The sequence below is a fragment of the Ferrovibrio sp. genome, from assembly GCF_965278975.1.
Lineage (GTDB): Bacteria > Pseudomonadota > Alphaproteobacteria > Ferrovibrionales > Ferrovibrionaceae > Ferrovibrio.
This window is the reverse complement of record NZ_OZ257126.1, coordinates 4681107-4701346: the sequence shown is the minus strand read 5'-3', so window position 1 is coordinate 4701346 and position 20240 is coordinate 4681107. Positions and strand designations below refer to the sequence as shown.

Here is a 20240-nt window from a genome sequence, read left to right as displayed (position 1 = left end):
GGATCAGCGGGCCGAACCTGTGGGGAAAGCCAGAATGGCGGTGGTGCCTTCGCCTTTGCGGCTTTCGATTTCGAGTCGCCCGCCATGCAGCTCGATCAGCGATTTCACCAGCGGCAGGCCGAGGCCGGTGCCGGTCTGGCCGCGGCTCAGCAGGCCGCTGCGCGCGCCGTCATAGACCTGGCCGAACGGTTCAAGCGCGATCTTGATGTCTTCCGGCGCCATGCCGATGCCGCTATCAGCAACGCTGATGCGGATTTGCCCCGGCAGTTCCTGGGCGCTGAGATGGATGCGGCCGCCCGGCGGCGTGAACTTCACCGCGTTGCTCAGCAGGTTGAGCAGCATCTGGCGCAGCATGCGCTCATCGGCCAGCAGCAGCGGCAGGGTCTGCGGCACTTCGGCACTCAAAGTCACGCCGGCCTTGCTGGCATCGGGGCGGATCAGGTCCAGGCAATCGGCCACGGCATTATCCACTTCCAGCGGCGTGGGATGCGGGTCCATCTTGCCGGCTTCGATCTTGGCCAGATCGAGCACATCATTGATCAGTTGCAGCAGGTGGCGGCCGGATTTGTGGATATCCTCCACATAGGATTGCTGCTTCTCGTTCAGGTCACCGAAATAGCGCGCATTCAGCATCTCGGAAAAGCCGATGATGGCATTCAGCGGCGTGCGGAATTCGTGGCTCATATTGGCCAGGAAGGTGCTCTTGGCACGGTTCGCCACTTCCGCCATTTCCTTGGCACGGCGCAGTTCGCGCTCGGCGCGGCGGCGCTCGTCCACTTCGCGGGTCAGCGCCTCGGTACGCTCGCCGACGCGGCGTTCCAGGCTTTCCGCCACATCGCGCAGCTGATCCTGGGCGCGGCGCAGTTCGGTGATGTCGGAATAGGTGGTGACGAAGCCAATGCCCGGCACCGGGCTGCCGATCACCTCGATCACGCGGCCATCAGGCCGCACGCGCTGCAAGCGGTGCGCCTCGAAGCGCCGCGCCAGTTGCACGCGCTGCGCTACCAGTTCGCCGATATCGCCGGGGCCGTATTCGCCGCGCTCGGCATTGTAGCGGTATTGCGCCGCGATCGGTGTGCCGGGGCGCATCAGTTCTTCCGGTAGGTCGAGGATATCCATCATCCGCTTGTTGCACAGGACCAGATCGAGATTCTGGTCGAACAGCGAAATGCCGTGGCTCATGTTGTTGACGATGACATCCAGCATGCGGTTCTGCCGCAGCAATTCGGCCTCGCGCTGCGCCAGATCCTGGGTGCGGCGGACCACCGTGCTTTCCAGTTCATCGCGGGCCTGACGCAAGGCATCCTCGACGCGACGGCGCTCGGTGATGTCGGTATAGGTGGTGACCCAGCCGCCGCCGGGCAAAGGCGTGCCCCGGATATCCAGCACGATGCCGTTGGTGCGGAGGCGCTCCAGCCGGTGCGGCAGGAAGCGCCGCGCCAGTTCGACACGTTCCTGCACCTGCTGTTCGATATCGCCAGGGCCGTATTCGCCGCGCGTGGCGTTGTAGCGGTAAATTGCCTCTACGGATGTACCAGGCCGGCAGAGTTCATCCGGGAAGTCGTAAAGTTCGGCATAGCGGCGATTGCAGGCAACAAGCCGCAGCTCGCGGTCGAAAACGCTAATGCCCTGGTTCAGGTAATCCAGGCCTTGCAACAATAGGTCGGCGTGCCCCACCGGCATCCTCCCGAGACGTTTCGAGTGAGTCTATGCCAGCGCCGTTCAGGGCGCCAGTATTCCCCACAGCAGCGGCACCAGCAAAGCCGTGAGCAGGCCGGTAAGGCCGAGTGCGATGCCGGCGAAGCTGCCGGCGGCGTCGCTATGCTGGAAGGCGCGCGCGGTGCCGATGCCATGGGCGGACAGCCCGAGTGCCAGGCCGAAGGCGGCATCGTTGCCACGCGCGATGCGGCGCAGCAGCAAAGGCCCGAGCAGGGCGCCGCACAGCCCGGTGAGGATTACCATGGCGGCGGTCAGCGATGGCAGGCCGCCGAGGCTCTCGGTGATGCCCATGGCAATCGGCGCGGTGGCGGATTTTGGTGCCAGCGCGGCGAGCAGGCCGGATTCCAATCCGAAGGCACGGCCGATCAGGATTGCCGAGCCGGCGGCAACCACGGCGCCGACCAGCAAACCCGCCGCCATCGGCGCCGCGGCACGGCGCACCATGTCACGGTGGCGGTAGAGCGGCACGGCCAGCGCCACGGTTGTCGGCCCGAGCAGGAAATGCACGAACTGCGCGCCATCGAAGTAGCGCGTGTAGGGTGTGCCGGTCAGCAGCAGCACCGGGATCAGCAAGGCCACGCTTAAGCCCACCGGATTGGCCAGCGGTGCGTGGTTGCAGCGTTCGGCGAACCAGCTGGCGAAGCCATAGGCCGCCAGCGTCAGGGTCAGCCACAGCAACGGCTGTGCCGAGAGGTAGACCCAGATATCGCCGACCCGCGTCATTGGCACATCACCGGCGCAGCCAGCGTTGCACCAGCACGAAAGTACCGGCGGCGGCGAGGATGGCGAGCAGGGTGGAGGCCACCAGCGTTACCGCCAGCGGCAGCAGCCGCGCCTGCAGCAATTCCCAATGCTGCACCACGCCGACGCCCGCCGGCACGAACAGCAGCGAGAGATGCTTGAGCAGGAAATCCGCCGCCTGGCCCAGCGGTGCCCAGACCGTGCCGCGCCACAGCAGCAGGGCGAACAGCAAGGCCATGCCGAGAACCGGCCCCGGTATCGGCAGGCCAAGCGTGCGCACGATCAGTTCGCCGGCAAGCTGGCAGCCAAGCAGCAAGGAGAGGGCAAAAACCATGGGATGAGCTTAAACGAAAAAAGCCGCCCGGTTGGGCGGCTTTTCCTGCAGCGCAGCTATGCGCGCAATATTCGGGTCGCTTAAGCGGCAGTGCCTTCGCGCTGGGCGCGCTTGCGGGCCAGCTTGCGGGCGCGGCGGATCGCCTCGGCCTTCTCGCGGGCGCGGCGCTCCGACGGCTTCTCGTAATGGCCGCGCAGCTTCATCTCACGGAAAATACCTTCGCGCTGCATCTTCTTCTTCAGCGCCTTCAGAGCCTGGTCGACATTGTTGTCACGAACGAGCACTTGCACGTCTGGTATTTCCTTTCAGTCGTTTTCCGCTGTCTGCGCGGAAACTTAGAGCCGTCAAATTCCGTGGCCGGGGCCTGGGGCACGCCAGCGAGGTTGGGCTTGTACCATGCCGGATATGCCTTGTGAAGCGGGTTTTGCCGCTGATTGTGTGCTTTTTTATGAGGTTTTTTCGCGGTTTACCGGCCCTGGCGGCCTTATAAGGCAGGCTATGCCTCGCCGCCGTGCCGGCTTTGTCCTAGAATCCGGCCATGGCCATCCTGAAAATTGCCCGCATGGGCCATCCGATTCTGGCACAAAAGGCCGCCGAGGTTCCGGACCCGCAGGCGCCCGAGGTGCTGCAACTGGTGGATGACATGGTGGAAACCATGTTCGATGCGCCGGGCCAGGGCCTGGCGGCGCCGCAGGTGCATGTCGGCCTGCGGGTGGCGGTGTTCATCACCCCGCCCGATGCCGCCGGCAAACGCGAACTGGTGCGGCTGATCAACCCGACCTGGGAGAAGCTGACCGACGAGCAGGACATGGCCTGGGAAGGCTGCCTCTCGGTGCCGGGCATGCGTGGCCTGGTGCCGCGCTACACCCGCATCCGCTATGCCGGCATGCTGCCCGATGGCGGGCGGCTGGAGCGCGAGGTGGATGGCTGGCATGCCCGCGTGGTGCAGCATGAATTCGATCATCTCGATGGCATACTCTATCCGCAGCGCATGAAGGATCTGCGCGATCTGGTATTCGAGAGCGAACTGCGCCATCGTCAGGCGCTGAAGCCGGAGGAGCAAGAGGAATGAGCGAGCATCTGGAAACCGAGAAGCGCGCCCTGCTCGAAGCGATGCTGCCGAATGTCGCCTTCGATGGCTGGACCATGACGGCCCTGAAGGCCGGCGCGGACTCGATCGGCATGGATACCGGCCTGGTCAGCCGTGCCTTTCCCGGTGGTGCCCTGGAGGCGCTGGATTTCTGGGTGCGCGAGACCGACCGCGCCATGATCGCCGCGTTCGAGGCGCAGGGTGGCACGGCGCTGAAAATCCGCGAGCGCGTGGCGCTGGCGGTGATGCTGCGCTTCGAGCTTGCCGCGCCGCATCGCGAGGCTGTGCGCCGCGCCATGACGCTGGCGGCGCAGCCGCATCTGGCGCCGCGTTTCCTGGCGCAGCTTTACCGCACGGTGGATGCGATCTGGTATGCCGCCGGCGACAAGGCGACGGATTTCAATTTCTACACCAAGCGCGCCCTGCTGGCTGGCGTCTATTCCGCCACGATGCTGGTGTGGCTGGACGACAAGAGCGAGGATTTCAGTGTCACGCGCGCCTTCCTGCTGCGCCGCATCGACAATGTGATGCAGATTCAGAAAGCGCGCGGCAAGCTCGAAACCCTGGCCGAGCGCCTGCCCAATCCGCTGCGCCTGTTCAGGCGGGCGTAATCTGGCCGGCGTAATCCGGCGTGCATAAAAAAAGCCCCGCCGGAGCGGGGCTTTTTCAATTCTGCGGAAAGCTTAAACCGAAAGGCTCAGCCGCTGGCCGGCCTGGTTCGGATTGCTGGAAGTATTCACCGCGCCATTGGCGCTGAAGCTGAACGGCACACCGTTCTGATTATTCTGCTCCTGGGCGCGGCCGCCGGCCGGCTCCTGGCGGTCATTGGCGGCACCCTGCACCGCCTGATTGCCCTGGGGCGAACGGATGTCGAGGCGGAAGGCTTGAGCAAAGCCGCCATTGTCCTGCTGCTCGACGCGGTTGTCGCGGGTATCGCCGCCGCGCTGCTGCTGGCGGTCCTGCTCGGCGATGGTCGGGCGCTGGGCGGCAACGCTGGCGGCGTTCACCGAACCCTGGCTGTTTGCCGCGCCGCCAATCTGCGAACCGACGGTACGGTTGTCGCTGCCGGAAGCTTGATCGGCAGCGGGCTGCGGACGTTGCAGCAGCGATTGCTGTACCGCGCTGGCCGAGGAGGAGGTATCAATGGTCGCCATGGTAAACCCTGAAGGCGCGCGGCCTCCATGCCTTCTGGCGGGAGTGCGCTGCCGGCAACCATTCTGGGTCGCCAAGGTGTAATTCTACCAGAATTATAGCGCGCGGACCGGGAAGAGTCCAAGGCAAGCCGTACTTCCAGTTAACGCTTTGATTCGCTTATTTTTCCGACGCGGCGGGACGCTGGCCGAGCGGGTAGAGGCGGTTGACATGGCCCATCTTGCGGCCGGGCCGGGCCTCGGCCTTGCCATAGAGATGCAGTTTCGCCATCGGCTCTTTCAGCAACTCGGGCCAGGCATGCACTTCATCGCCGATCAGGTTCTGCATCACCGCATCGCAAAGCCGCGCCGGATTGCCCAGCGGCAGCCCGGCCACGGCGCGCACATGCTGCTCGAATTGCGAGGTGACGGCGGCATCCATGGTCCAGTGGCCGGAATTATGCACGCGCGGCGCCATCTCGTTGACCACCACGCTGCCGCCAACCACGAACATTTCCACCGCCAGCACGCCGACATAATCAAGGCCGACGGCAAGGCGGCGTGCCATGGCTTCCGCTTCGGCGGCAAGGGCTGCATCGATACCGGCGGGCGCGAAGCTGCGCCAGAGGATATGGTGCCGATGGATATTCTCCACCGGGCCGAAACTTTCCACGCTGCCATCCAGGCCACGCGCCAGCACCATCGAGATTTCCTTCTCGAACGGCACGAAGCCCTCGGCGATCAGCATGTCGGAATGGAGATCGTTCAGGGCGCTTTCGGCCTGTTCGCGCGTATCGATGCGGCGCTGGCCCTTGCCGTCATAGCCCATGCGGCGGGTTTTCAGGATCAGCGGCAGGCCCAGCGCGTCAATCGCGGCATTGAGATCGGCCAGGCTGCTGACGGCGCGATAGGGCGCGGTCGGCGCGCCATGCTTGTTGGAGAAATCCTTCTCGAACAGGCGGTCCTGGGTGATGCGCAGCGCCGCGACACCGGGCCGCACCGGCACCAGATCGGCCAGCATCGCCACCGGCTCCACCGGGATATTCTCGAATTCGTAGGTCACGACATCGACTGCACCGGCGAAGCGTTCCAGCGCGGCGCTGTCGGTGTAATCGGCGCGGGTCACCTGGGCCGCCACCTGGGCTGCCGGCTGATCGGCTTCCGGCGCATAGATGTGGCAGCGATAGCCGAGCGGCGCCGCAGCCAGGGCGATCATGCGGCCAAGCTGGCCGCCGCCCAGGATGCCGATGGTGCTGCCGGGCGGAAGCGCCGTCACGTTCAGGCCTCGTCGCGCGGCTTCAACTTCACCGCTTTGGTCTGCTTGGCGCGCCAGGCCTTGAGGCGGGCGGCGAGCGCATCGTCCTGCAGGCTGAGGATTGCCGCCGCCATCAGGCCGGCATTGATCGAACCGGCGCGGCCCACGGCGAGACAGCCGACCGGAATGCCGGCCGGCATCTGCTGGATCGAGAGCAGGCTGTCCAGGCCCTTCAGCGCCTTGCTTTCCACCGGCACGCCCAGCACCGGCAGATGGGTCATGGCTGCCGCCATGCCGGGCAGATGCGCGGCGCCGCCGGCCCCGGCGATGATCACCTGGATGCCGCGTTCAGCGGCAGAGGCGGCATAGGCATAGAGGCGGTCTGGCGTGCGATGCGCGGAAACGATGCGGTGTTCGGCGGGAACCTTCAACTCGCGCAGGATATCGGCGGCATGCACCATGGTGGTCCAGTCGGACTGGCTGCCCATGATGATGCCGACCAGCGGGGCGCGGGTGGCGCCGGTTGTGCTGGTGCGGGTCTTGGTTACAGAAGTCTTACGCTGACTCGCCATGCCGGTTCCTTCCGGGCGGATGCGGGAAAGCGGGGGATTATAGGGATGAGGGAACATCTGTAAAGCCGAGTGTAAAGCCCGGCTTCGCTAGGCTTTATTAACAAACTCCGGTGCTATAGTGCGGGTTGTTCTAAACTAGGCCAGGACCCTCTGCGCATGGTGGCGCGCGCATGACCAGGATTGACGACCGCAGGCCGCTCGGGCCGGCGCCCACAGGCACACCGCAGATCGGCACATCGCAGGTCGGGGCGGTGGGTTCTGGCGCGGCTGCGTCGCGGCCCGCGCCATCGGCGGCGGCCGGTGCCTATGGCGCGGCCCAGGGCGGCAATGCCAATCCGGCGGCCACCGCCACGGTGATGGGGATTCCAGAGACGGAGCTGACCCCGCGGGTGCGCGATGCGGTGATGGTGCTGATGCGCGAAGTCGATCACCTGCGCAACGAACTCAACCGCACCAAGCTGCGGCTGGCCGACCTGGAACGCCTGGCCGACCGCGATACGCTGACGCCGCTCTACAACCGCCGTGCCTTCGTGCGCGAGCTGAGCCGCGCCATGGCCCATGTCGAACGCTACAACCGGCCTTCCTGCCTGATCTACTTCGATCTCAACGGCCTGAAGGAGATCAACGACAAATACGGCCATGCCGCCGGCGATGCGGCGCTGATCCAGGTTGGCCAGATCCTGATCGACGCCACCCGCGATACCGATGTGGTGGCGCGGCTTGGCGGCGACGAATACGGCGTCATCCTGGCCGAGACCGATGCGCAGCAGGGGCGCGAGAAGGCCGATCAGCTTGCCGCCGCGATCCAGCGCCGGCCGCTGCATTGGGAAGGCAAGGTATTGCCGCTGGACGCCGCCTATGGCGTCTATCCGCTGAAAGCCGGCGAGGATCCGGGCAGCGCCCTGGCCGCCGCCGACCAGATGATGTACAGCCATAAACTCGCACGGCGCGCTTCGCGCGCTTGATACCTAGCATGGGTGCTGCGCGCGCCTGATGTTCAGCCGAGGGGCCGGGAAGCATGAGTAACGAGGCCGCATCCATGCCGGCATTGCCGCTCGCCGGCCTGCGGGTGGTGGAATTCTCCCATATGGTGATGGGGCCGACCTGCGGCCTGGTGCTGGCCGATCTCGGTGCCGACGTGATCAAGATCGAGCCGGTGCCGGAAGGCGACGGCACCCGCCGCCTGGTCGGTGCCGGCGCGGGCTTCTTCGTCATGTTCAACCGCAACAAGCGCAGCTTCGCCATCGATACCAAGAGCGAGCAGGGCCGTGCCGCCCTGCTCAAGCTGATCGACAGCGCCGATGTGGTGACGGAGAATTTCCGCCCCGGTGCGCTGGAGGCCCAGGGCTTCGGCTATGAGGCATTGCGCGCGCGCAACCCGCGCCTGATCTATTGCTCGCTCAAGGGTTTTCTCGCCGGGCCCTATGAACACCGCACGGCGCTGGACGAAGTGGTGCAGATGATGGGTGGCCTGGCCTACATGACCGGCCCGCCGGGGCGGCCGCTGCGCGCCGGCTCCTCGGTGAATGACATCATGGGCGGCATGTTCGCGGCCATCGCCATCCTGGCAGCCTTGCGCCAACGCGATGCCACCGGCCAGGGCCAGTATGTGAAAAGCGGCCTGTTCGAGAACAACATCTTCCTGGTGGCGCAGCACATGGCGCAGTTCGCCGTCACCGGCAAGGCACCGGCACCGATGCCGAACCGCATCTCGGCCTGGGGCATCTACGATCTCTTCACCGTGAAGGACGACGAGCAGGTTTTCGTCGCCGTGGTGTCGGACACGCAGTGGAAGATATTCTGCGAGGCTTTCGACCTGCCCGATCTCTATGCTGACAAGACGCTCGCCACCAACAGCCAGCGCGTTGCCGGCCGCGACCGCCTGATGCCGCGCCTGGCGGCATGTTTCGCCTGCTACACCAAGCCGGAATTGTCGGCCAAGCTGGAGCGCCATGGCCTGCCGTTTGCGCCGGTGACGCGGCCCGAGGAATTGTTTGACGATCCGCATCTCAACCAGTCCGGCGGCCTGCTGGAGATGACGCTGCCCGATGGCAGCATTACCAAATTGCCGGGGCTACCCATTGAATTTGGTAATGGGCGGGAAATGGGCGAGGGGCGGCTGCCGCTGCGCCGGCCGCCGCCGCGGATCGGCGAGGATGGCGCCGATCTGCTGGCCGAACTCGGCTACAGCCGCGAGGAGATCGCGGCATTGGCGGCCGAGGGTGTGGTGCGGCTGGCCGAATAGTCTGGTGCTGGCTAATCCAGCACCAGTTCGCTCTTGGCGTTAATGTCGTAGGGCAGCGAGATCACGAAACGGCTGTTCACTGGCACGGTGAGGCGGCGGTAGCTGGTGATGGCGGATGAAATCCGGTGCAGCATCGGGCGGTCACGTTGCAGCAATTCGCGCGCCTGGCGGTGAATCAGCGCACCATAGGCCTGATCGCTCATATGCCGTACGTCGCGGCCGAACACATCCGGCCCCAGCCGCATCGGCAGCTTGGCGCCGACATGCAGTGGCAGCACGGCCTCATCGGCACGCAACAGGATGCTGCATTGCTCCAGCAGCCCATGGGCGGCCAGCAGCACCGCCGGCTGGCGTATCTCGGCACGCAAGGCCTGGGCGATATCGGCGAATTGCGCCGGCAGGCTCTGCAAAGGCAGTTCCTCGGCCTGCCAGGAGGCAGTGCTGGAATCCGTGCGCATCTCATCGAGCAGACCCGGCAGTCCCTGGCGGGCGAAGAAACTGTCGAGGATCACCGCATCCTCAAGAGTGATGCGGTTCACGCCGCGCATCCAGGCACGCACGGTTGTAGGATCACGGTTGATGGATTGCGCCAGATTGGCCAGCGACAGGCTCAGGAGGTTGCAGCGGCCTTGAACTCCGGTGCGCAGTTTCTCTGCGACGATTTTGCGCATGCTTGTCAGCCTATTCAGTCTTTGGGGGCTCATTCTGATTACCCCCGGGAGTTATAGTTAACCGCAATCTGGGGGTGTATGCCAGGGCCTAGTTATCCCGCGATCATTTTTTTATCGCTATTGAGGCGTGTTAAATTTTTGCAATCCTATCAAGAGATGTTGCTGTAGGCGCTGGCGGCGGTTCGGACCAGATGCAGGATGCTGGCCCGCAAGGCGCCATCCCGGATGCGGCCAAAATGCTGCAGCAGTTCCACCGCCTGGCGGTGACTGCTGCCGCCATCGTCCTGGCGGCCATCAAGAATCGCGGCTACTTCGGCGAAGCCAGGCACACTGGTTGGCGCCAGCGGTTCAGGCATCCGCTGCGGGAATACGGCATTCGCGCCATTGCTGTTGAGTGCAGCATTCGAGGCATGGGCCTCATTCAACTGCTCGAAGAAATAGCCCGGCGGCACATTCAGCAGTTGAGCGAATTGCTGCAACCGGCTGGCGCCGATGCGGTTCATGCCCTTTTCGTATTTCTGGATCTGCTGGAAGGTGAGGCCGACATGATTGCCAAGCCGGCTCTGACTGAAACCGGCGAGCAGCCTGGCGGCGCGCAAACGTTTGCCAACATGGACATCCATCGGATGCGGCACGCCAGAAGACTTACGTTTCATGCGGCTTCTTCCTTATCGGACTGGCCCGGCCGGCAAGCCGTACAGGGCATTCAACGCCAACCAGAGCAACGCTCATGGAACTTTCCCGCGAGACGTGGGGCACATTTGGGGAAACTTCCTCTCCCAGTGATAGTTGAGTGCCGCGATATACTTACTATTGATAAGTATTATTCACGTTTATATCGGTTTGCTTAGAATGCAAGTCGTATTGCTCAACTAGAACAAACTTTTCCTGTCTAATATTTCCTATAAATACATACTAAATACTTATATATCCTTTTTTGATATGCTTCCGTAAGGGCATGATTTAACACGCCCTGTGGTCGCTGCCGGGCACGGAAAAGCCAAAAAAACGAGATGAATCAGCGGTAACGCTGTTCCAGTATGTGCAACAGGGCGCGCAGCCCCATGGCCTCGCCGCCGGCCGGCCGGCCGGGGCGCGGGCGCGCCGTCCAGGCATAGACGTCGAGATGGGCCCAGGCCTTGGTGTTGCTGACGAAATCGCGCAGGAACAGGGCGGCGGTGATAGAGCCGGCGAACGGCGTATCGCCGGCATTGTTGATATCCGCCACCTTGCTGTCGAGGTAGTCGCGATAGGGGCTGTGCAGCGGCAGGCGCCAGAACGGGTCGCCGGTGACGCGGCCCGCCGCCAGCAGCGCATCGGCCAGCGCGTCATCGGTGCTGAACAAGGCCGGCAGGTCGGGCCCGAGCGCCACGCGCGCGGCGCCGGTCAGCGTGGCGGCATTCAGCAGCAGTTCCGGCTTCTCGCCATCCGCTTCGGCCAGGGCATCGGCCAGAATCAGGCGGCCTTCGGCATCGGTGTTGCCGATCTCGACGGTGAGGCCCTTGCGGCTCCTGCACACATCGCCGGGGCGGAAGGCATCGGCGGAAATCGCGTTTTCCACCGCCGGGATCAGCAGCCGCAGCCGGATCGGCAGCTTCAGTGCCATGATCGCCTGTGCCAGCCCCAGCATGATCGCGGCGCCGCCCATATCCTTCTTCATCATCAGCATGCCGGCGGGCGGCTTGATATCCAGGCCGCCGCTGTCGAAACACACGCCCTTGCCGACCAGCGTCACCTTCGGCGCCTTCGGGCTGCCCCAGGTGATGTCGATCAGGCGTGGCTGGCGCTGCGGCGCTGCGGCGCGGCCCACCATATGTATCAGCGGATAATTCTGCTTCAGCAGCTGCTCGCCGGTGATCACCCGGCATTGCGCCTTGAAACGCTTCGCCACGCTCTGGGCCGCTGCGGCCAGTTCGGCCGGCCCGAGATCGTTGCTCGGCGTGGTGATCAGGTCGCGCGCCAGCGCCATGGCTTCGTAGATCGCCTGCACCCGGGCCTTGTTCGCGGCCTTGGGCAGGACCAGCCGCGCCAGCGGCTTGGCGCCCGATGTGGCCTGGGTCTTGCGGTAGCGGTCGAAGCGGTAGCCGGCCAGTGCCCAGCCGAGTGCTGCATCATCGGCATTGGCGGGCTGGAAATCGAGCCGGTAATCGCCTTCCGGCAGCGCGGCGGCTAGGGCCGCATAGCTCCACAGGTCGGCCTGTTCCGGCAGTCCGGCCAGCACGGCGCGGGGTCTGCCTGCGGCATCGGGCAGCAGCAGCACCTGGCCAGGCTTGGCGGCAAAACCCTGAGCTTCGGCCCAGGCGCGGGTGGCGGCCGGCTCGCGGCGGCTGTCCTTGCCCCATTGCGCGGCGGTGAAGCTGCGGATCGGCAGGGCTTTGGCGCTGGTCTCGGCAAAGGGCAGCTTCAAGGCGGGCGGCTTCACGGCAGACTCCAGGTTGGCTTTACGGGCTCAGCAATTTATAAGCCGGTCAGCAACACGGCAAAAGGCGGAGACACGGCACAATGACCAGCCCCATCCTGGTGATCGGCAACAAGAACCATTCCTCCTGGAGCCTGCGGCCCTGGCTGGCGCTGAAAGCCGCCGGCCTGGCCTTCGAGGAACGCCTGATCGGCCTGCGCCGGCCCGAGACCAAGGCCGAGATCCTGCGCTATTCGCCCTCGGGCAAGCTGCCGCTGCTGATCGATGGCGCGGTGAAGGTGTGGGACTCGCTGGCAATCTGCGAATACGTTGCCGAGCGCGCGCCGCAGGCCGGGCTGTGGCCGCAGGATGCCGGCGCCCGTGCCGTTGCCCGCGCCGTCTCGGCGGAAATGCATTCAGGCTTCATGGCGCTGCGGCGTGATTACAGCATGGATATCGCGCGCCGCTTCCCCGATCAGGGCACGGCGGAAGCCAAGGCCGATGCGGCACGGATACAGGAAATCTGGCGCGATTGCCGGGCCAGCTTTGGCCAGGGCAGAGGGGAATTCCTGTTTGGCGGCTTCGGTATTGCCGATTGCATGTATGCGCCGGTGGTCACCCGCTTGCGCACCTATGGCATCGCGCTCGATCCGGTGAGCCAGGCCTATAGCGATGCCGTGCTGGCGCATCCGGCGATGCGCGAATGGTGCCAGGCTGCGGGGCAGGAAACGCCGCTCGAAAATACTAACTAAGCAGGCCGGCTTCGCGGTAATAGCGTTCGGCGCCGAAATGCAGCGGCGTCGAGATGCCGCTTAACGCGGTCTCGCGGCGGATCTGCTGCGCCTTCACATGGCCGCCATCCAGGATCTTGCGGCTGGCCGGCTGCCACAGCGCCGCAACCAGATCGTAGACCAGCCCGGCATCGGCGGATTCCGCTACCACCCATTGCATGCCGATGCTGAGGGTTTCGGTTTCCGGCACGCCGGCATAGGAATTGGCCGGGATCACTTCGCGGCTGAAGAAGCGATGGCGCTTCAGCGCCGCTTCGATGGCGCGGGCGGCCAGCGGTACCACGGTGGCACCCTGTTTCTCCGTGAGGTCGGCAACGATCTGCGCCGGGTAGGCGGCAACGACGAAGAAGGCATCGATCTCGCCGCGCGTCAGCCGGTCGCTGGCCTCGCCGGGATCGAGTTCGGCCACCTTGATCTGGCTCAGCCGCACGCCATAGGCATTGAGGATGATCTCGGCATTGAAGCGGGTGCCGGAACCGGCGCGGTCGATGGACACGGTCTTGCCCACCAGATCGCGGATATCCTGGATGCCGCTGCCGCGCCTTGCCACCAGATGCACGGTCTCGGGATAGAGATTGGCGATTACCCGCAGATTCGGAAACCGCGTGCGGCGGAAGTAGAAGCCTTCGCCGTTATACGCCGAATAGACCAGATCGGCCTGGGCGAAGCCGCTTTCAATTGATTCATTGGCGATGGCGGCCAGGTTGGCCACCGATCCGGCGCTGGTCAGCGCCACGGCGATCAGGCCGGGCACGCCGCAGGAGCCGCCGCGGTCGCAGGGCCGGCTGCCGGCGGGATTGGAAATCGCCGAGGCGACCAGGGTGCCGATGGGAAAGGCGGTGGCGGCGGCCGAGCCGGTGAGGATGCGGAAGAAGCGCAGGTCGTCGGCGGCCGTGCGCGCGGGTGCCGCTCCGGCGATGGTGGAGGCGGCAAGGGCGAGGGGAGAAAGCAGCAGGTCGCGGCGGCGCATGCGCCTTTATAGCCCGATCAGGCCTTGCGGTCGAAACGCAATTTGCCGATCAGCACCAATCCGGCAAGTATCAGGGTGATGATATTGGACAGGATCAGTGCCAGCGAGCCGATCATCAGGCCATAGGCGAGCCACAGCGCCAGGCCCACCACCATCAGGCTGAACATCCCGAGTGAGACATCGCGGGCGGAACGGCTGCGCCACACTTTCAGCACTTGCGGCAGGTAGGCAGCCGTGGTGAGGAAACCTGCTACCAGGCCGGTTATTTCAACCCAGTCGGTAGCCTCGGCAGAGAGCATGGAGATCGGAGTCAGATACGGGAGATGAAGGCGTTCTGCAGTTTGGCGATGATACCGCGCAGGGCCGACGGGTCATAGGCCTTTGGCGCCACCTTGCCCCAGATCGGCTGCGGCCAGGCCGGATCGTTGTGGAAGCGGCCGATGACATGCACATGCAGCTGCGAGACCTGATTGCCGAGCGCGCCGACATTCATTTTCTGCGGCTCGAACACGCTTTTGAGAACCCGCTGTGCCTGAGCGATTTCATTGATCAGAAGCTTGCGCTGTTTTTCGTTGAGATCGGCGATCTCGACCATGTTTTCCACTGCGGGGACCAGCACCAGCCAGGGAAACTGATTATCGTTCATGAGCTGGACCAGACAGAGCTTCATGCGACAAATCGGCAATGTGTCGCGGCGAAGCTGGTCATGCAGTTGGAACATCGAAACTTCTCGCTTTATCGTTGTTTATCGAGTATCGCCTCGGCTGGATAACGCATTTGCAGGGGAAATGTCCATGCCTGTATCGAGTATGCCCGTCCTGCGCGTGCAACCACGCGAAGATCGCCGCATTCGTAGCGGCCATCCGTGGATCTACGCGAACGAACTGACTCTTGATGCTGCGGCCAAAACGCTACCGCCGGGTGAGATGGTTCGTGTCTACGACGCTCATGGCGGCGGTTTAGGTGTTGGCAGTTTCAACCTGCATTCTCTAATTGCGGTGCGATTGTTCTCTAGAGATATCGAGACGCGAATTGATGCACGTTTTTTGTCCGACAAACTGACGGCGGCTGAAACGCGGCGGCAGCATTTCTTCTCGCAACCGTATTACCGGCTGATACATGCCGAAGGCGACGGGTTGCCTGGAATCATCATTGATCGCTTTGCCGATTCGTTTGTTGTGCAGGCAAACACGGCCGGTGCCGAGCGACTGACGCCGCTGCTGCTTGAAGCCGTGCAGGCAACCTTCAAGCCGCGCGCCATCGTGCTGCGCAACGACAGCCCGGTGCGCCGTCTCGAAGGCTTGGGCGAGAGCATCGCGCTGGCTCATGGCAGCCTTGATCCGGCGCCCATGGTGGAGGAAGGCGGCGTGCGCTTCGCGCTCGATCCGCTGGAGGGGCAGAAGACCGGCTGGTATTTCGATCTGCGCTTCGCCCGCGACCTTATCGCCCAGCTTGCGGCGGGTGCCCGCGTGCTCGACTGCTACTGCCATACCGGCGCCTTCGCCCTGCGCGCGGCCAGGGGTGTGAACGGCAAGGGAGCCGCCAGCGTGCTCGGCGTCGATCGCTCCGAACTCGCCATCCAGCTTGCCGGCCAGGCGGCGGCAGCGAATGGCCTGGCCGCCAGCTGCCGCTTCGAGAAAGCCGATGCCTTCGAAAAGCTGGAAAGCCTGGGCGCTGCCGGCGAGCGTTTCGACCTGGTTGTCACCGACCCGCCCAACTTCGTCAAAAGCCGCAAGGACCTGGGACCCGGCAGCCGGGCCTACCGGAAGTTGGCACGGTTGGCGGCTCCACTCGTAACACCAGGGGGCTACTGGTTCGTAGCCTGCTGTGCCCATCTGCTGCCCGGTGAGGTATTTGCCAAGGAGGTCGCGGCGGGGTTAACCGCTTCTGGACGCGAGGGCAGGCTGCTGGCGCAGGGCGGTGCCGGTCCGGATCATCCGGTGCATCCGCATCTGCCGGAAAGCGCGTATCTCAAGTGGCTGCTGTATCAGGTGGATTAGGGCGAGAGGAAATAAGCTCCGGCCCGCCCGCCGCCTGTCTGTAAGTTTCTGAAACGCCTGCAAAACAGGCAGGTGACGCCGGTGTCACAATTTGACATTAATGCCTGTGATTCATAGATAATTCGCGTATTGACCGCGTTGACCATATAGTTGATAAGCACAAGGTCACCTAGAATTGAGTTGCGTTGATTTTCTCGTGAACCGGATTGCTGCCCGCAGAATGCGATGACCAAGAAACCCCGCAAAACCTCCCGCAAGGCAATGTCGCCGCTATTGGAAAAGATCCTGTCGGATCGTTCCAACGTGGTGTTCAACGTGCCCAAGAAGGTGAAGAAGATCGGGCGGGATTTCTTCGACAACCCGCGCCTGAACAAGGCGATCATCTTCAAGTATCCGAATTTCGAGACCGATATCGATGAATTCATCGATGGCGGCGGCAACAAGAAAGAACGCCCGGTCGAGACCTGCCTGTATTTTCCGTATGACTCCAACCTGCCGCAGGATGGCGGCCATGGCGTCTATCTGCGTGAGCAGGATTTCTCGGCCAAACTGAAATATTTCATCGGCATCGATCTCGACGTCATCTCGCCGGAGAATGCGCGCGACCTCGAATTGCTGTCGCTGCTCGACGATATCCCGTCGCTCGATCCGTTCCTGATGCGCGTGAAGTTCGACGAAGCGCGCGTCGGCATCGATGCGGAATTCCTCGGTCTCGACAAGGTCGAAGAACTCAATATCAAGAGCATCGTCACCCGCGACGTCTACCCGATCATCACCAAGGCGTTTCCGCCGGGCTATATCGAGAAGCGTTCGCGCTCGCTGTCGGATTTCATCAATTCGCTGTGGAAGGCGCAGTCGGCGGAAGCCGAGATGTTCATTGAATCGTTCAAGATCGACAAGTCGCTCTCGAACCGCATCCTCACCGCCTGGAAGGGCGTGGCGTATTACGAATACAAGTATTCGGAAAATATCCGCCGCTCGACCGAGATCATCAAGTGGCTCGCCTCGCCGGATTCCGATCCGTATGACCTGGCGATGGTCGGCCACATGAAAGAACTCTACAGCATGCACAAGCGCACCACGATCGAGCAGATCCGGGGTCTGACGCGGAGCACGATCAATATCTTCAAGAGCTACCGCGAGTGCCACACGCTGTTCATGGAGCGCAACGACCCGGGGCCGTTCCGCGACTTCCTGAACAAGGCCAATGACCGCTTCTGGGCGCTGGGCTTCTGCGTCAACGCGCTGGATCACTGCAACTATATCTTCGAGACCGATGTGATGGACAAGCCGGGCATGAAGCTGCGCTCGGACCAGTTCGAGGTGTTCCTGAACAAGCTGAACGCCACCATCGAGGCCAATGCCAACCCCGAGCAGCAGCTCAACTAGGGCAGCCGCTCAACTAACAGCTTCGATTTTCTTGCAATCAGCAGCGCCCGGGCCGAAAGCCCGGGCGTTTCGCGTTTCAGTCGGTTTTTTCGCCGACCTTGTCGACGGCGCGGTTCAGCATCGACATCATGGCCTTTTCGCTGGCACCGCCGACGCCGGTAACATGCTGCCCGAGCATCACATACATGGCATCGACATGGATGCGGATGACCTCGAATTGCGCATCCGTCGGCATGCCCAGCCCGCCGATGAAATCGTTCAGTGATTTCGCCAGCATGGTCAGCAGCGGATAACCGAAGGTGCCGCCCATGCCCTTGATGTCGAGCGCCATCTCGGCCACCGAGGGCAGCATCAGCATGCGGGCGATGCTGTCCGGTCCCACGCCGTTGATGGTGGTGCGCATGGTTTTCAGCTTTTCCATCACTTCGAGCGCGAAGTCGTCGCCTTTGGCAGCGATGGTGGCTTCCAGCTTTTCAGTGATCTAATCGGTCAAATTGACCGAGAAGCCGGTCTTGAAGTTGACAGCCTTGCGCTTCAGCTCTTGCGGCGGAGTAAGAAATTGCGGCTTGGCCATGAACACCGTTGCGACCGGAACAACTGCCTGAAGTTCGGCAGCCTAGTATTGAATCATAACAAATCCGCTAATCGACGCAATATTACATGGCTTGCTTGGAATAATGAGGAAGCGGATTAGCAGCTATTAACGGCGGTTCTGCCGTGGCAACCACTCTGAGAGTCGGTTGATTGCTTCGTCCACAACCTCCGGCTCAACGCAGAAGGAGAATCTGACAAAATGTGATCCATTTGCAGTGTCAAAGTCGTCGCCAGGGGCCACCACCACGCCGGTTTCATCCAGCATGCGGCGGCAGAAACTCTCGGCATCGTCAGTGAAGGCACTCACGTCGCAGAACAGGTAGAAGGCGCCATCGGCCGGCGCGATGCGGTCCAGGCCCAGCCGGGGCAGGGCTTGCAGCAGGCGGGCGCGGTTGCGGCCATAGACCGCGACGCGCTCATTCATCTCGTCGTCGGATTCCAGCACCGCCTCGGCGGCAAGCTGCGACAGCGTCGGCGCGGAAATCTGCAGGCTGCCGGACAATGCCTCGACGCGCGGCACCAGCCGCTCGGGCAGCACCAGCCAGCCGATGCGCCAGCCGGTCATGCCCCAGTATTTCGAGAAGCCGTTCACCACGATGGCTTCCGGTCCCTGGCTCAGCATTGTCTCGGCCGGCTCGCCATAGGTGACGCCGTGATACAACTCATCCACGATCAGCCACAGGCCACGGCGGCGGCTGGCGGCATAAAGCGCGGCCAGATCATCGCGGCGCAGCATGGTGCCGGTGGGATTGGCCGGGCTGGCCAGCACCACGCCGGCGATATCGGCGGGCAGTGCCTCGATCATCGCCGCCGTGGGGCGGAAGCCGGAAGCGGCATCAGTGCCAAGGCGGTAGGGCTCCAGGTTCACCGCGCGCAACGCGCCGCGATAGGCCGGATAGCTCGGTTCCACCACGGCGACGCGCTGGCCGGCATCGAAGGCGGCGAGGAAGCTGAGCATGAAGCCCGACGAAGAACCGACCGTCACGGCGATGCGCTCGGCCGGAATCTCCAGGTCGTGGCGGCGGCGATAGTAGCCAGCGATGGCCTGGCGCACGCGGCGCATGCCGAGGGCTTCGGTGTAGGGGATCGGGCCGGCGCGCAGGGCGGCTTCGGCGGCAGCGATGGCGCGGCTTGGCGGCGGGAAATACGGCTCGCCGACCAGCAGGTTTACCACTGCCGCGCCGCGCCGCTTGCGCTCCAGCAGCGCATTGTAGATGCGCCACATGCGGTAGATCTCGATTTCGCTGCGCCCGGACGGTTGCGGCAGCGGAAAGTCATCCAGCATTGCAGAATCCATCACTGAAATCTCCGCAGGCTGACCGTGCCGGAGGCCAGGGCCACGCCGGTGCCGATCAGGGCGATGCCGCCCCAGGTCACCGGCTCGGGCCATTCGCCCAGCAGCGGGATCGCCAGCAGGGCCGCCAGGGCCGGCACCAGGGCGGCGAAGGCGGCGGCGCGGCCCGGCCCTAAGCTGCGCACGGCATAGCCATAGGTGTACATGCTGACCAGGCCGGAGAAGATCGACTGCGCCACCTGGATGCCGATTTCCATGGGCGGCACCTGCAGCAGGCGCGGCTGCAAGGCCAGGAAATAGATCGGCAGGTAGAGCAGCCAGGAATAGACGTAGATCACCGCCGCGCCATGCCAGGGACTGAGGCCGCTCTGGCGCACCGCCAGGGTATAGGTGGCCCAGAGCGAGCCGCCGAGCAGGAACAGCAGATGGCCGCGCCACAGGCCCGGCGCGCCGGCAAACAGGTGGTAGCCGCCGAGCGCGATGACGCCGAGCAGTATGCAGGCGAAGCCGATCAACCGGGTGCGGCCCACGGTTTCGCGCAGTACCAGCCAGGCCAGCAGGGCGGTGAACAGCGGCATGGTGCCGGGCATCAGCGCGCCGGCATGGGCCACCGGGGCAAACAGCGTACCGGCGCTGCTGGCGCAGACAAACGGCAGCCCGGCGCAGAGCACCACCAGGCTTACCGAGCCATAACGCCCAGGCGCGAAGCCGGGGCCGAGCTTGAACAGCAGCGGCGTCAGCATGATCGCCGGGGCGGTGAGGCGCAGGAAGATAACATCCCACAGGCTCAGCGAACCGGTGACGCCGTAGCGGGTGATCGCCAGCCCGGCGGCCCAGAGCAGCATGGTGGTGAGGGCCGCCGCGACCCCCAGGGCAGGCAAAACGGGGGCAGGCAAAACGGGGGCAGGCAAAGCGGGGGCAGGCAAAGCGGGGGCCGGGAGGGCCGTGGGAGCGGCAGGCTTGGGCAGGGCGGCGGCTGGACTGGTCATGGCGCGATCATGGTTCAAAGCCGCCGGCATGTCCTTGCGAATTTAGACATTTCCATCG

Annotated in this window: 23 protein-coding genes; 7 read left to right on the top strand and 16 right to left on the bottom strand. The window is 64.0% G+C overall.

The window, feature by feature from the left end:
- Positions 1 to 3: 3 nt before the first annotated feature.
- The 4 genes from ACQY7X_RS22715 to rpsU form a co-directional block, all read right to left on the bottom strand.
- Entirely contained in the window at positions 4 to 1677 is a 1674-nt protein-coding gene (locus ACQY7X_RS22715; RefSeq protein WP_428247767.1) for a PAS-domain containing protein, read from the bottom strand.
- A 45-nt stretch (positions 1678 to 1722) separates the two neighbouring features.
- Entirely contained in the window at positions 1723 to 2442 is a 720-nt protein-coding gene (locus ACQY7X_RS22710; protein WP_428247766.1) for an LrgB family protein, read from the bottom strand.
- A 7-nt stretch (positions 2443 to 2449) separates the two neighbouring features.
- Positions 2450 to 2794 carry a CidA/LrgA family protein gene (locus tag ACQY7X_RS22705; RefSeq protein ID WP_428247765.1) on the bottom strand — a complete coding sequence of 115 codons (345 nt, stop codon included), beginning with the start codon at positions 2792 to 2794 and terminating at the stop codon, positions 2450 to 2452.
- A gap of 80 nt (positions 2795 to 2874) precedes the next feature.
- The gene (rpsU, locus tag ACQY7X_RS22700; protein ID WP_290979586.1) at positions 2875 to 3084 is read right to left on the bottom strand and encodes a 30S ribosomal protein S21; all 210 of its coding nucleotides are present in this window, start codon (positions 3082 to 3084) and stop codon (positions 2875 to 2877) included.
- Positions 3085 to 3332: 248 nt separating this feature from the next.
- On the opposite strand from rpsU, the gene def reads away from it, so the two are divergent.
- Both def and ACQY7X_RS22690 read left to right on the top strand, forming a co-directional pair.
- Positions 3333 to 3866: a peptide deformylase gene (gene def / locus ACQY7X_RS22695; RefSeq protein ID WP_428247764.1), complete on the top strand. Its 534-nt coding sequence runs from the start codon at positions 3333 to 3335 to the stop codon at positions 3864 to 3866.
- Positions 3863 to 4495, top strand: a complete 633-nt coding sequence (locus ACQY7X_RS22690) for a COQ9 family protein (RefSeq protein ID WP_428247763.1) — start codon at positions 3863 to 3865, stop codon at positions 4493 to 4495. The genes def and ACQY7X_RS22690 overlap by 4 nt, the downstream gene beginning before the upstream one ends.
- A 72-nt stretch (positions 4496 to 4567) precedes the next feature.
- Here ACQY7X_RS22690 and ACQY7X_RS22685 read toward each other — a convergent pair whose 3' ends face one another.
- From ACQY7X_RS22685 to purE, 3 genes are all read right to left on the bottom strand, one after another.
- A complete protein-coding gene (locus ACQY7X_RS22685; protein ID WP_428247762.1) occupies positions 4568 to 5038 on the bottom strand; it encodes a hypothetical protein in 471 nt (156 codons plus the stop codon).
- 157 nt (positions 5039 to 5195) lie between these two features.
- On the bottom strand, positions 5196 to 6290 hold the full coding sequence (locus ACQY7X_RS22680; RefSeq protein WP_428247761.1) for a 5-(carboxyamino)imidazole ribonucleotide synthase: 1095 nt from the start codon (positions 6288 to 6290) through the stop codon (positions 5196 to 5198).
- 2 nt (positions 6291 to 6292) lie between these two features.
- Complete coding sequence (gene purE, locus ACQY7X_RS22675; RefSeq protein ID WP_428250094.1) at positions 6293 to 6757, bottom strand: 5-(carboxyamino)imidazole ribonucleotide mutase; 465 nt, start codon at positions 6755 to 6757, stop codon at positions 6293 to 6295.
- 254 nt (positions 6758 to 7011) lie between these two features.
- Here purE and ACQY7X_RS22670 point away from each other — a divergent pair, with 254 nt between their 5' ends.
- Complete coding sequence (locus ACQY7X_RS22670) at positions 7012 to 7806, top strand: GGDEF domain-containing protein (protein WP_428247760.1); 795 nt, start codon at positions 7012 to 7014, stop codon at positions 7804 to 7806.
- Positions 7807 to 7859: 53 nt separating this feature from the next.
- Positions 7860 to 9086, top strand: a complete 1227-nt coding sequence (locus ACQY7X_RS22665; protein ID WP_428247759.1) for a CaiB/BaiF CoA transferase family protein — start codon at positions 7860 to 7862, stop codon at positions 9084 to 9086.
- Positions 9087 to 9097: 11 nt separating this feature from the next.
- Here the strand turns inward: ACQY7X_RS22665 and ACQY7X_RS22660 are convergent, their stop codons facing one another.
- The 3 genes from ACQY7X_RS22660 to ACQY7X_RS22650 form a co-directional block, all read right to left on the bottom strand.
- Entirely contained in the window at positions 9098 to 9757 is a 660-nt protein-coding gene (locus ACQY7X_RS22660; protein WP_428247758.1) for a hypothetical protein, read from the bottom strand.
- 149 nt (positions 9758 to 9906) lie between these two features.
- Positions 9907 to 10413, bottom strand: coding sequence for a helix-turn-helix domain-containing protein (locus tag ACQY7X_RS22655; RefSeq protein WP_428247757.1), 507 nt, complete (start codon positions 10411 to 10413; stop codon positions 9907 to 9909).
- A 362-nt stretch (positions 10414 to 10775) separates the two neighbouring features.
- A complete protein-coding gene (locus tag ACQY7X_RS22650) occupies positions 10776 to 12179 on the bottom strand; it encodes a leucyl aminopeptidase family protein (protein ID WP_428247756.1) in 1404 nt (467 codons plus the stop codon).
- A gap of 80 nt (positions 12180 to 12259) precedes the next feature.
- Here ACQY7X_RS22650 and ACQY7X_RS22645 point away from each other — a divergent pair, with 80 nt between their 5' ends.
- Positions 12260 to 12907: a glutathione S-transferase family protein gene (locus ACQY7X_RS22645; protein ID WP_428247755.1), complete on the top strand. Its 648-nt coding sequence runs from the start codon at positions 12260 to 12262 to the stop codon at positions 12905 to 12907.
- On the opposite strand, the gene ACQY7X_RS22640 is transcribed toward ACQY7X_RS22645, so the two are convergent.
- From ACQY7X_RS22640 to ACQY7X_RS22630, 3 genes are read right to left on the bottom strand one after another with little or no spacing between them, the layout of a single operon-like run.
- A complete protein-coding gene (locus tag ACQY7X_RS22640) occupies positions 12900 to 13916 on the bottom strand; it encodes a TAXI family TRAP transporter solute-binding subunit (RefSeq protein ID WP_428247754.1) in 1017 nt (338 codons plus the stop codon). The two genes, ACQY7X_RS22645 and ACQY7X_RS22640, sit on opposite strands and share 8 nt — an antisense overlap.
- 17 nt (positions 13917 to 13933) lie before the next feature.
- Complete coding sequence (locus tag ACQY7X_RS22635) at positions 13934 to 14215, bottom strand: SemiSWEET transporter (RefSeq protein ID WP_428247753.1); 282 nt, start codon at positions 14213 to 14215, stop codon at positions 13934 to 13936.
- A gap of 11 nt (positions 14216 to 14226) precedes the next feature.
- Entirely contained in the window at positions 14227 to 14562 is a 336-nt protein-coding gene (locus ACQY7X_RS22630) for an HIT family protein (protein ID WP_428247752.1), read from the bottom strand.
- Between ACQY7X_RS22630 and ACQY7X_RS22625 the strand changes: the two genes are divergently transcribed.
- Positions 14561 to 15916: a class I SAM-dependent rRNA methyltransferase gene (locus ACQY7X_RS22625; RefSeq protein WP_428247751.1), complete on the top strand. Its 1356-nt coding sequence runs from the start codon at positions 14561 to 14563 to the stop codon at positions 15914 to 15916. The two genes, ACQY7X_RS22630 and ACQY7X_RS22625, sit on opposite strands and share 2 nt — an antisense overlap.
- Before the next feature lie 225 nt (positions 15917 to 16141).
- Complete coding sequence (locus ACQY7X_RS22620) at positions 16142 to 17305, top strand: hypothetical protein (protein WP_428247750.1); 1164 nt, start codon at positions 16142 to 16144, stop codon at positions 17303 to 17305.
- A 76-nt stretch (positions 17306 to 17381) separates the two neighbouring features.
- Here ACQY7X_RS22620 and ACQY7X_RS22615 read toward each other — a convergent pair whose 3' ends face one another.
- The 3 genes from ACQY7X_RS22615 to ACQY7X_RS22605 form a co-directional block, all read right to left on the bottom strand.
- Positions 17382 to 17726, bottom strand: a complete 345-nt coding sequence (locus ACQY7X_RS22615) for a hypothetical protein (protein WP_428247749.1) — start codon at positions 17724 to 17726, stop codon at positions 17382 to 17384.
- A 279-nt stretch (positions 17727 to 18005) separates the two neighbouring features.
- On the bottom strand, positions 18006 to 19196 hold the full coding sequence (locus ACQY7X_RS22610; RefSeq protein WP_428250093.1) for a pyridoxal phosphate-dependent aminotransferase: 1191 nt from the start codon (positions 19194 to 19196) through the stop codon (positions 18006 to 18008).
- Entirely contained in the window at positions 19196 to 20038 is an 843-nt protein-coding gene (locus ACQY7X_RS22605; RefSeq protein WP_428247748.1) for a DMT family transporter, read from the bottom strand. Before ACQY7X_RS22605 ends, ACQY7X_RS22610 begins: the two co-directional genes overlap by 1 nt.
- Positions 20039 to 20240 lie beyond the last annotated feature (202 nt).

Excerpts from the sequence above, each read along its gene's own strand:
- purE (WP_428250094.1), bottom strand. The coding sequence starts at position 6,757 with ATGGGCAGCCAGTCCGACTGGACCACCATGGTGCATGCCGCCGATATC.
- ACQY7X_RS22690 (WP_428247763.1), top strand. The coding sequence starts at position 3,863 with ATGAGCGAGCATCTGGAAACCGAGAAGCGCGCCCTGCTCGAAGCGATG.
- def (WP_428247764.1), top strand. The coding sequence starts at position 3,333 with ATGGCCATCCTGAAAATTGCCCGCATGGGCCATCCGATTCTGGCACAA.
- ACQY7X_RS22710 (WP_428247766.1), bottom strand. The coding sequence starts at position 2,442 with ATGACGCGGGTCGGCGATATCTGGGTCTACCTCTCGGCACAGCCGTTG.
- ACQY7X_RS22660 (WP_428247758.1), bottom strand. The coding sequence starts at position 9,757 with ATGCGCAAAATCGTCGCAGAGAAACTGCGCACCGGAGTTCAAGGCCGC.
- ACQY7X_RS22640 (WP_428247754.1), bottom strand. The coding sequence starts at position 13,916 with ATGCGCCGCCGCGACCTGCTGCTTTCTCCCCTCGCCCTTGCCGCCTCC.
- ACQY7X_RS22670 (WP_428247760.1), top strand. The coding sequence starts at position 7,012 with ATGACCAGGATTGACGACCGCAGGCCGCTCGGGCCGGCGCCCACAGGC.
- ACQY7X_RS22645 (WP_428247755.1), top strand. The coding sequence starts at position 12,260 with ATGACCAGCCCCATCCTGGTGATCGGCAACAAGAACCATTCCTCCTGG.
- ACQY7X_RS22665 (WP_428247759.1), top strand. The coding sequence starts at position 7,860 with ATGAGTAACGAGGCCGCATCCATGCCGGCATTGCCGCTCGCCGGCCTG.
- ACQY7X_RS22635 (WP_428247753.1), bottom strand. The coding sequence starts at position 14,215 with ATGCTCTCTGCCGAGGCTACCGACTGGGTTGAAATAACCGGCCTGGTA.
- ACQY7X_RS22655 (WP_428247757.1), bottom strand. The coding sequence starts at position 10,413 with ATGAAACGTAAGTCTTCTGGCGTGCCGCATCCGATGGATGTCCATGTT.
- ACQY7X_RS22630 (WP_428247752.1), bottom strand. The coding sequence starts at position 14,562 with ATGAACGATAATCAGTTTCCCTGGCTGGTGCTGGTCCCCGCAGTGGAA.
- ACQY7X_RS22625 (WP_428247751.1), top strand. The coding sequence starts at position 14,561 with ATGAGCTGGACCAGACAGAGCTTCATGCGACAAATCGGCAATGTGTCG.
- ACQY7X_RS22605 (WP_428247748.1), bottom strand. The coding sequence starts at position 20,038 with ATGCTGCTCTGGGCCGCCGGGCTGGCGATCACCCGCTACGGCGTCACC.
- ACQY7X_RS22610 (WP_428250093.1), bottom strand. The coding sequence starts at position 19,196 with ATGGATTCTGCAATGCTGGATGACTTTCCGCTGCCGCAACCGTCCGGG.
- ACQY7X_RS22685 (WP_428247762.1), bottom strand. The coding sequence starts at position 5,038 with ATGGCGACCATTGATACCTCCTCCTCGGCCAGCGCGGTACAGCAATCG.
- ACQY7X_RS22620 (WP_428247750.1), top strand. The coding sequence starts at position 16,142 with ATGACCAAGAAACCCCGCAAAACCTCCCGCAAGGCAATGTCGCCGCTA.
- ACQY7X_RS22705 (WP_428247765.1), bottom strand. The coding sequence starts at position 2,794 with ATGGTTTTTGCCCTCTCCTTGCTGCTTGGCTGCCAGCTTGCCGGCGAA.
- ACQY7X_RS22615 (WP_428247749.1), bottom strand. The coding sequence starts at position 17,726 with ATGGAAAAGCTGAAAACCATGCGCACCACCATCAACGGCGTGGGACCG.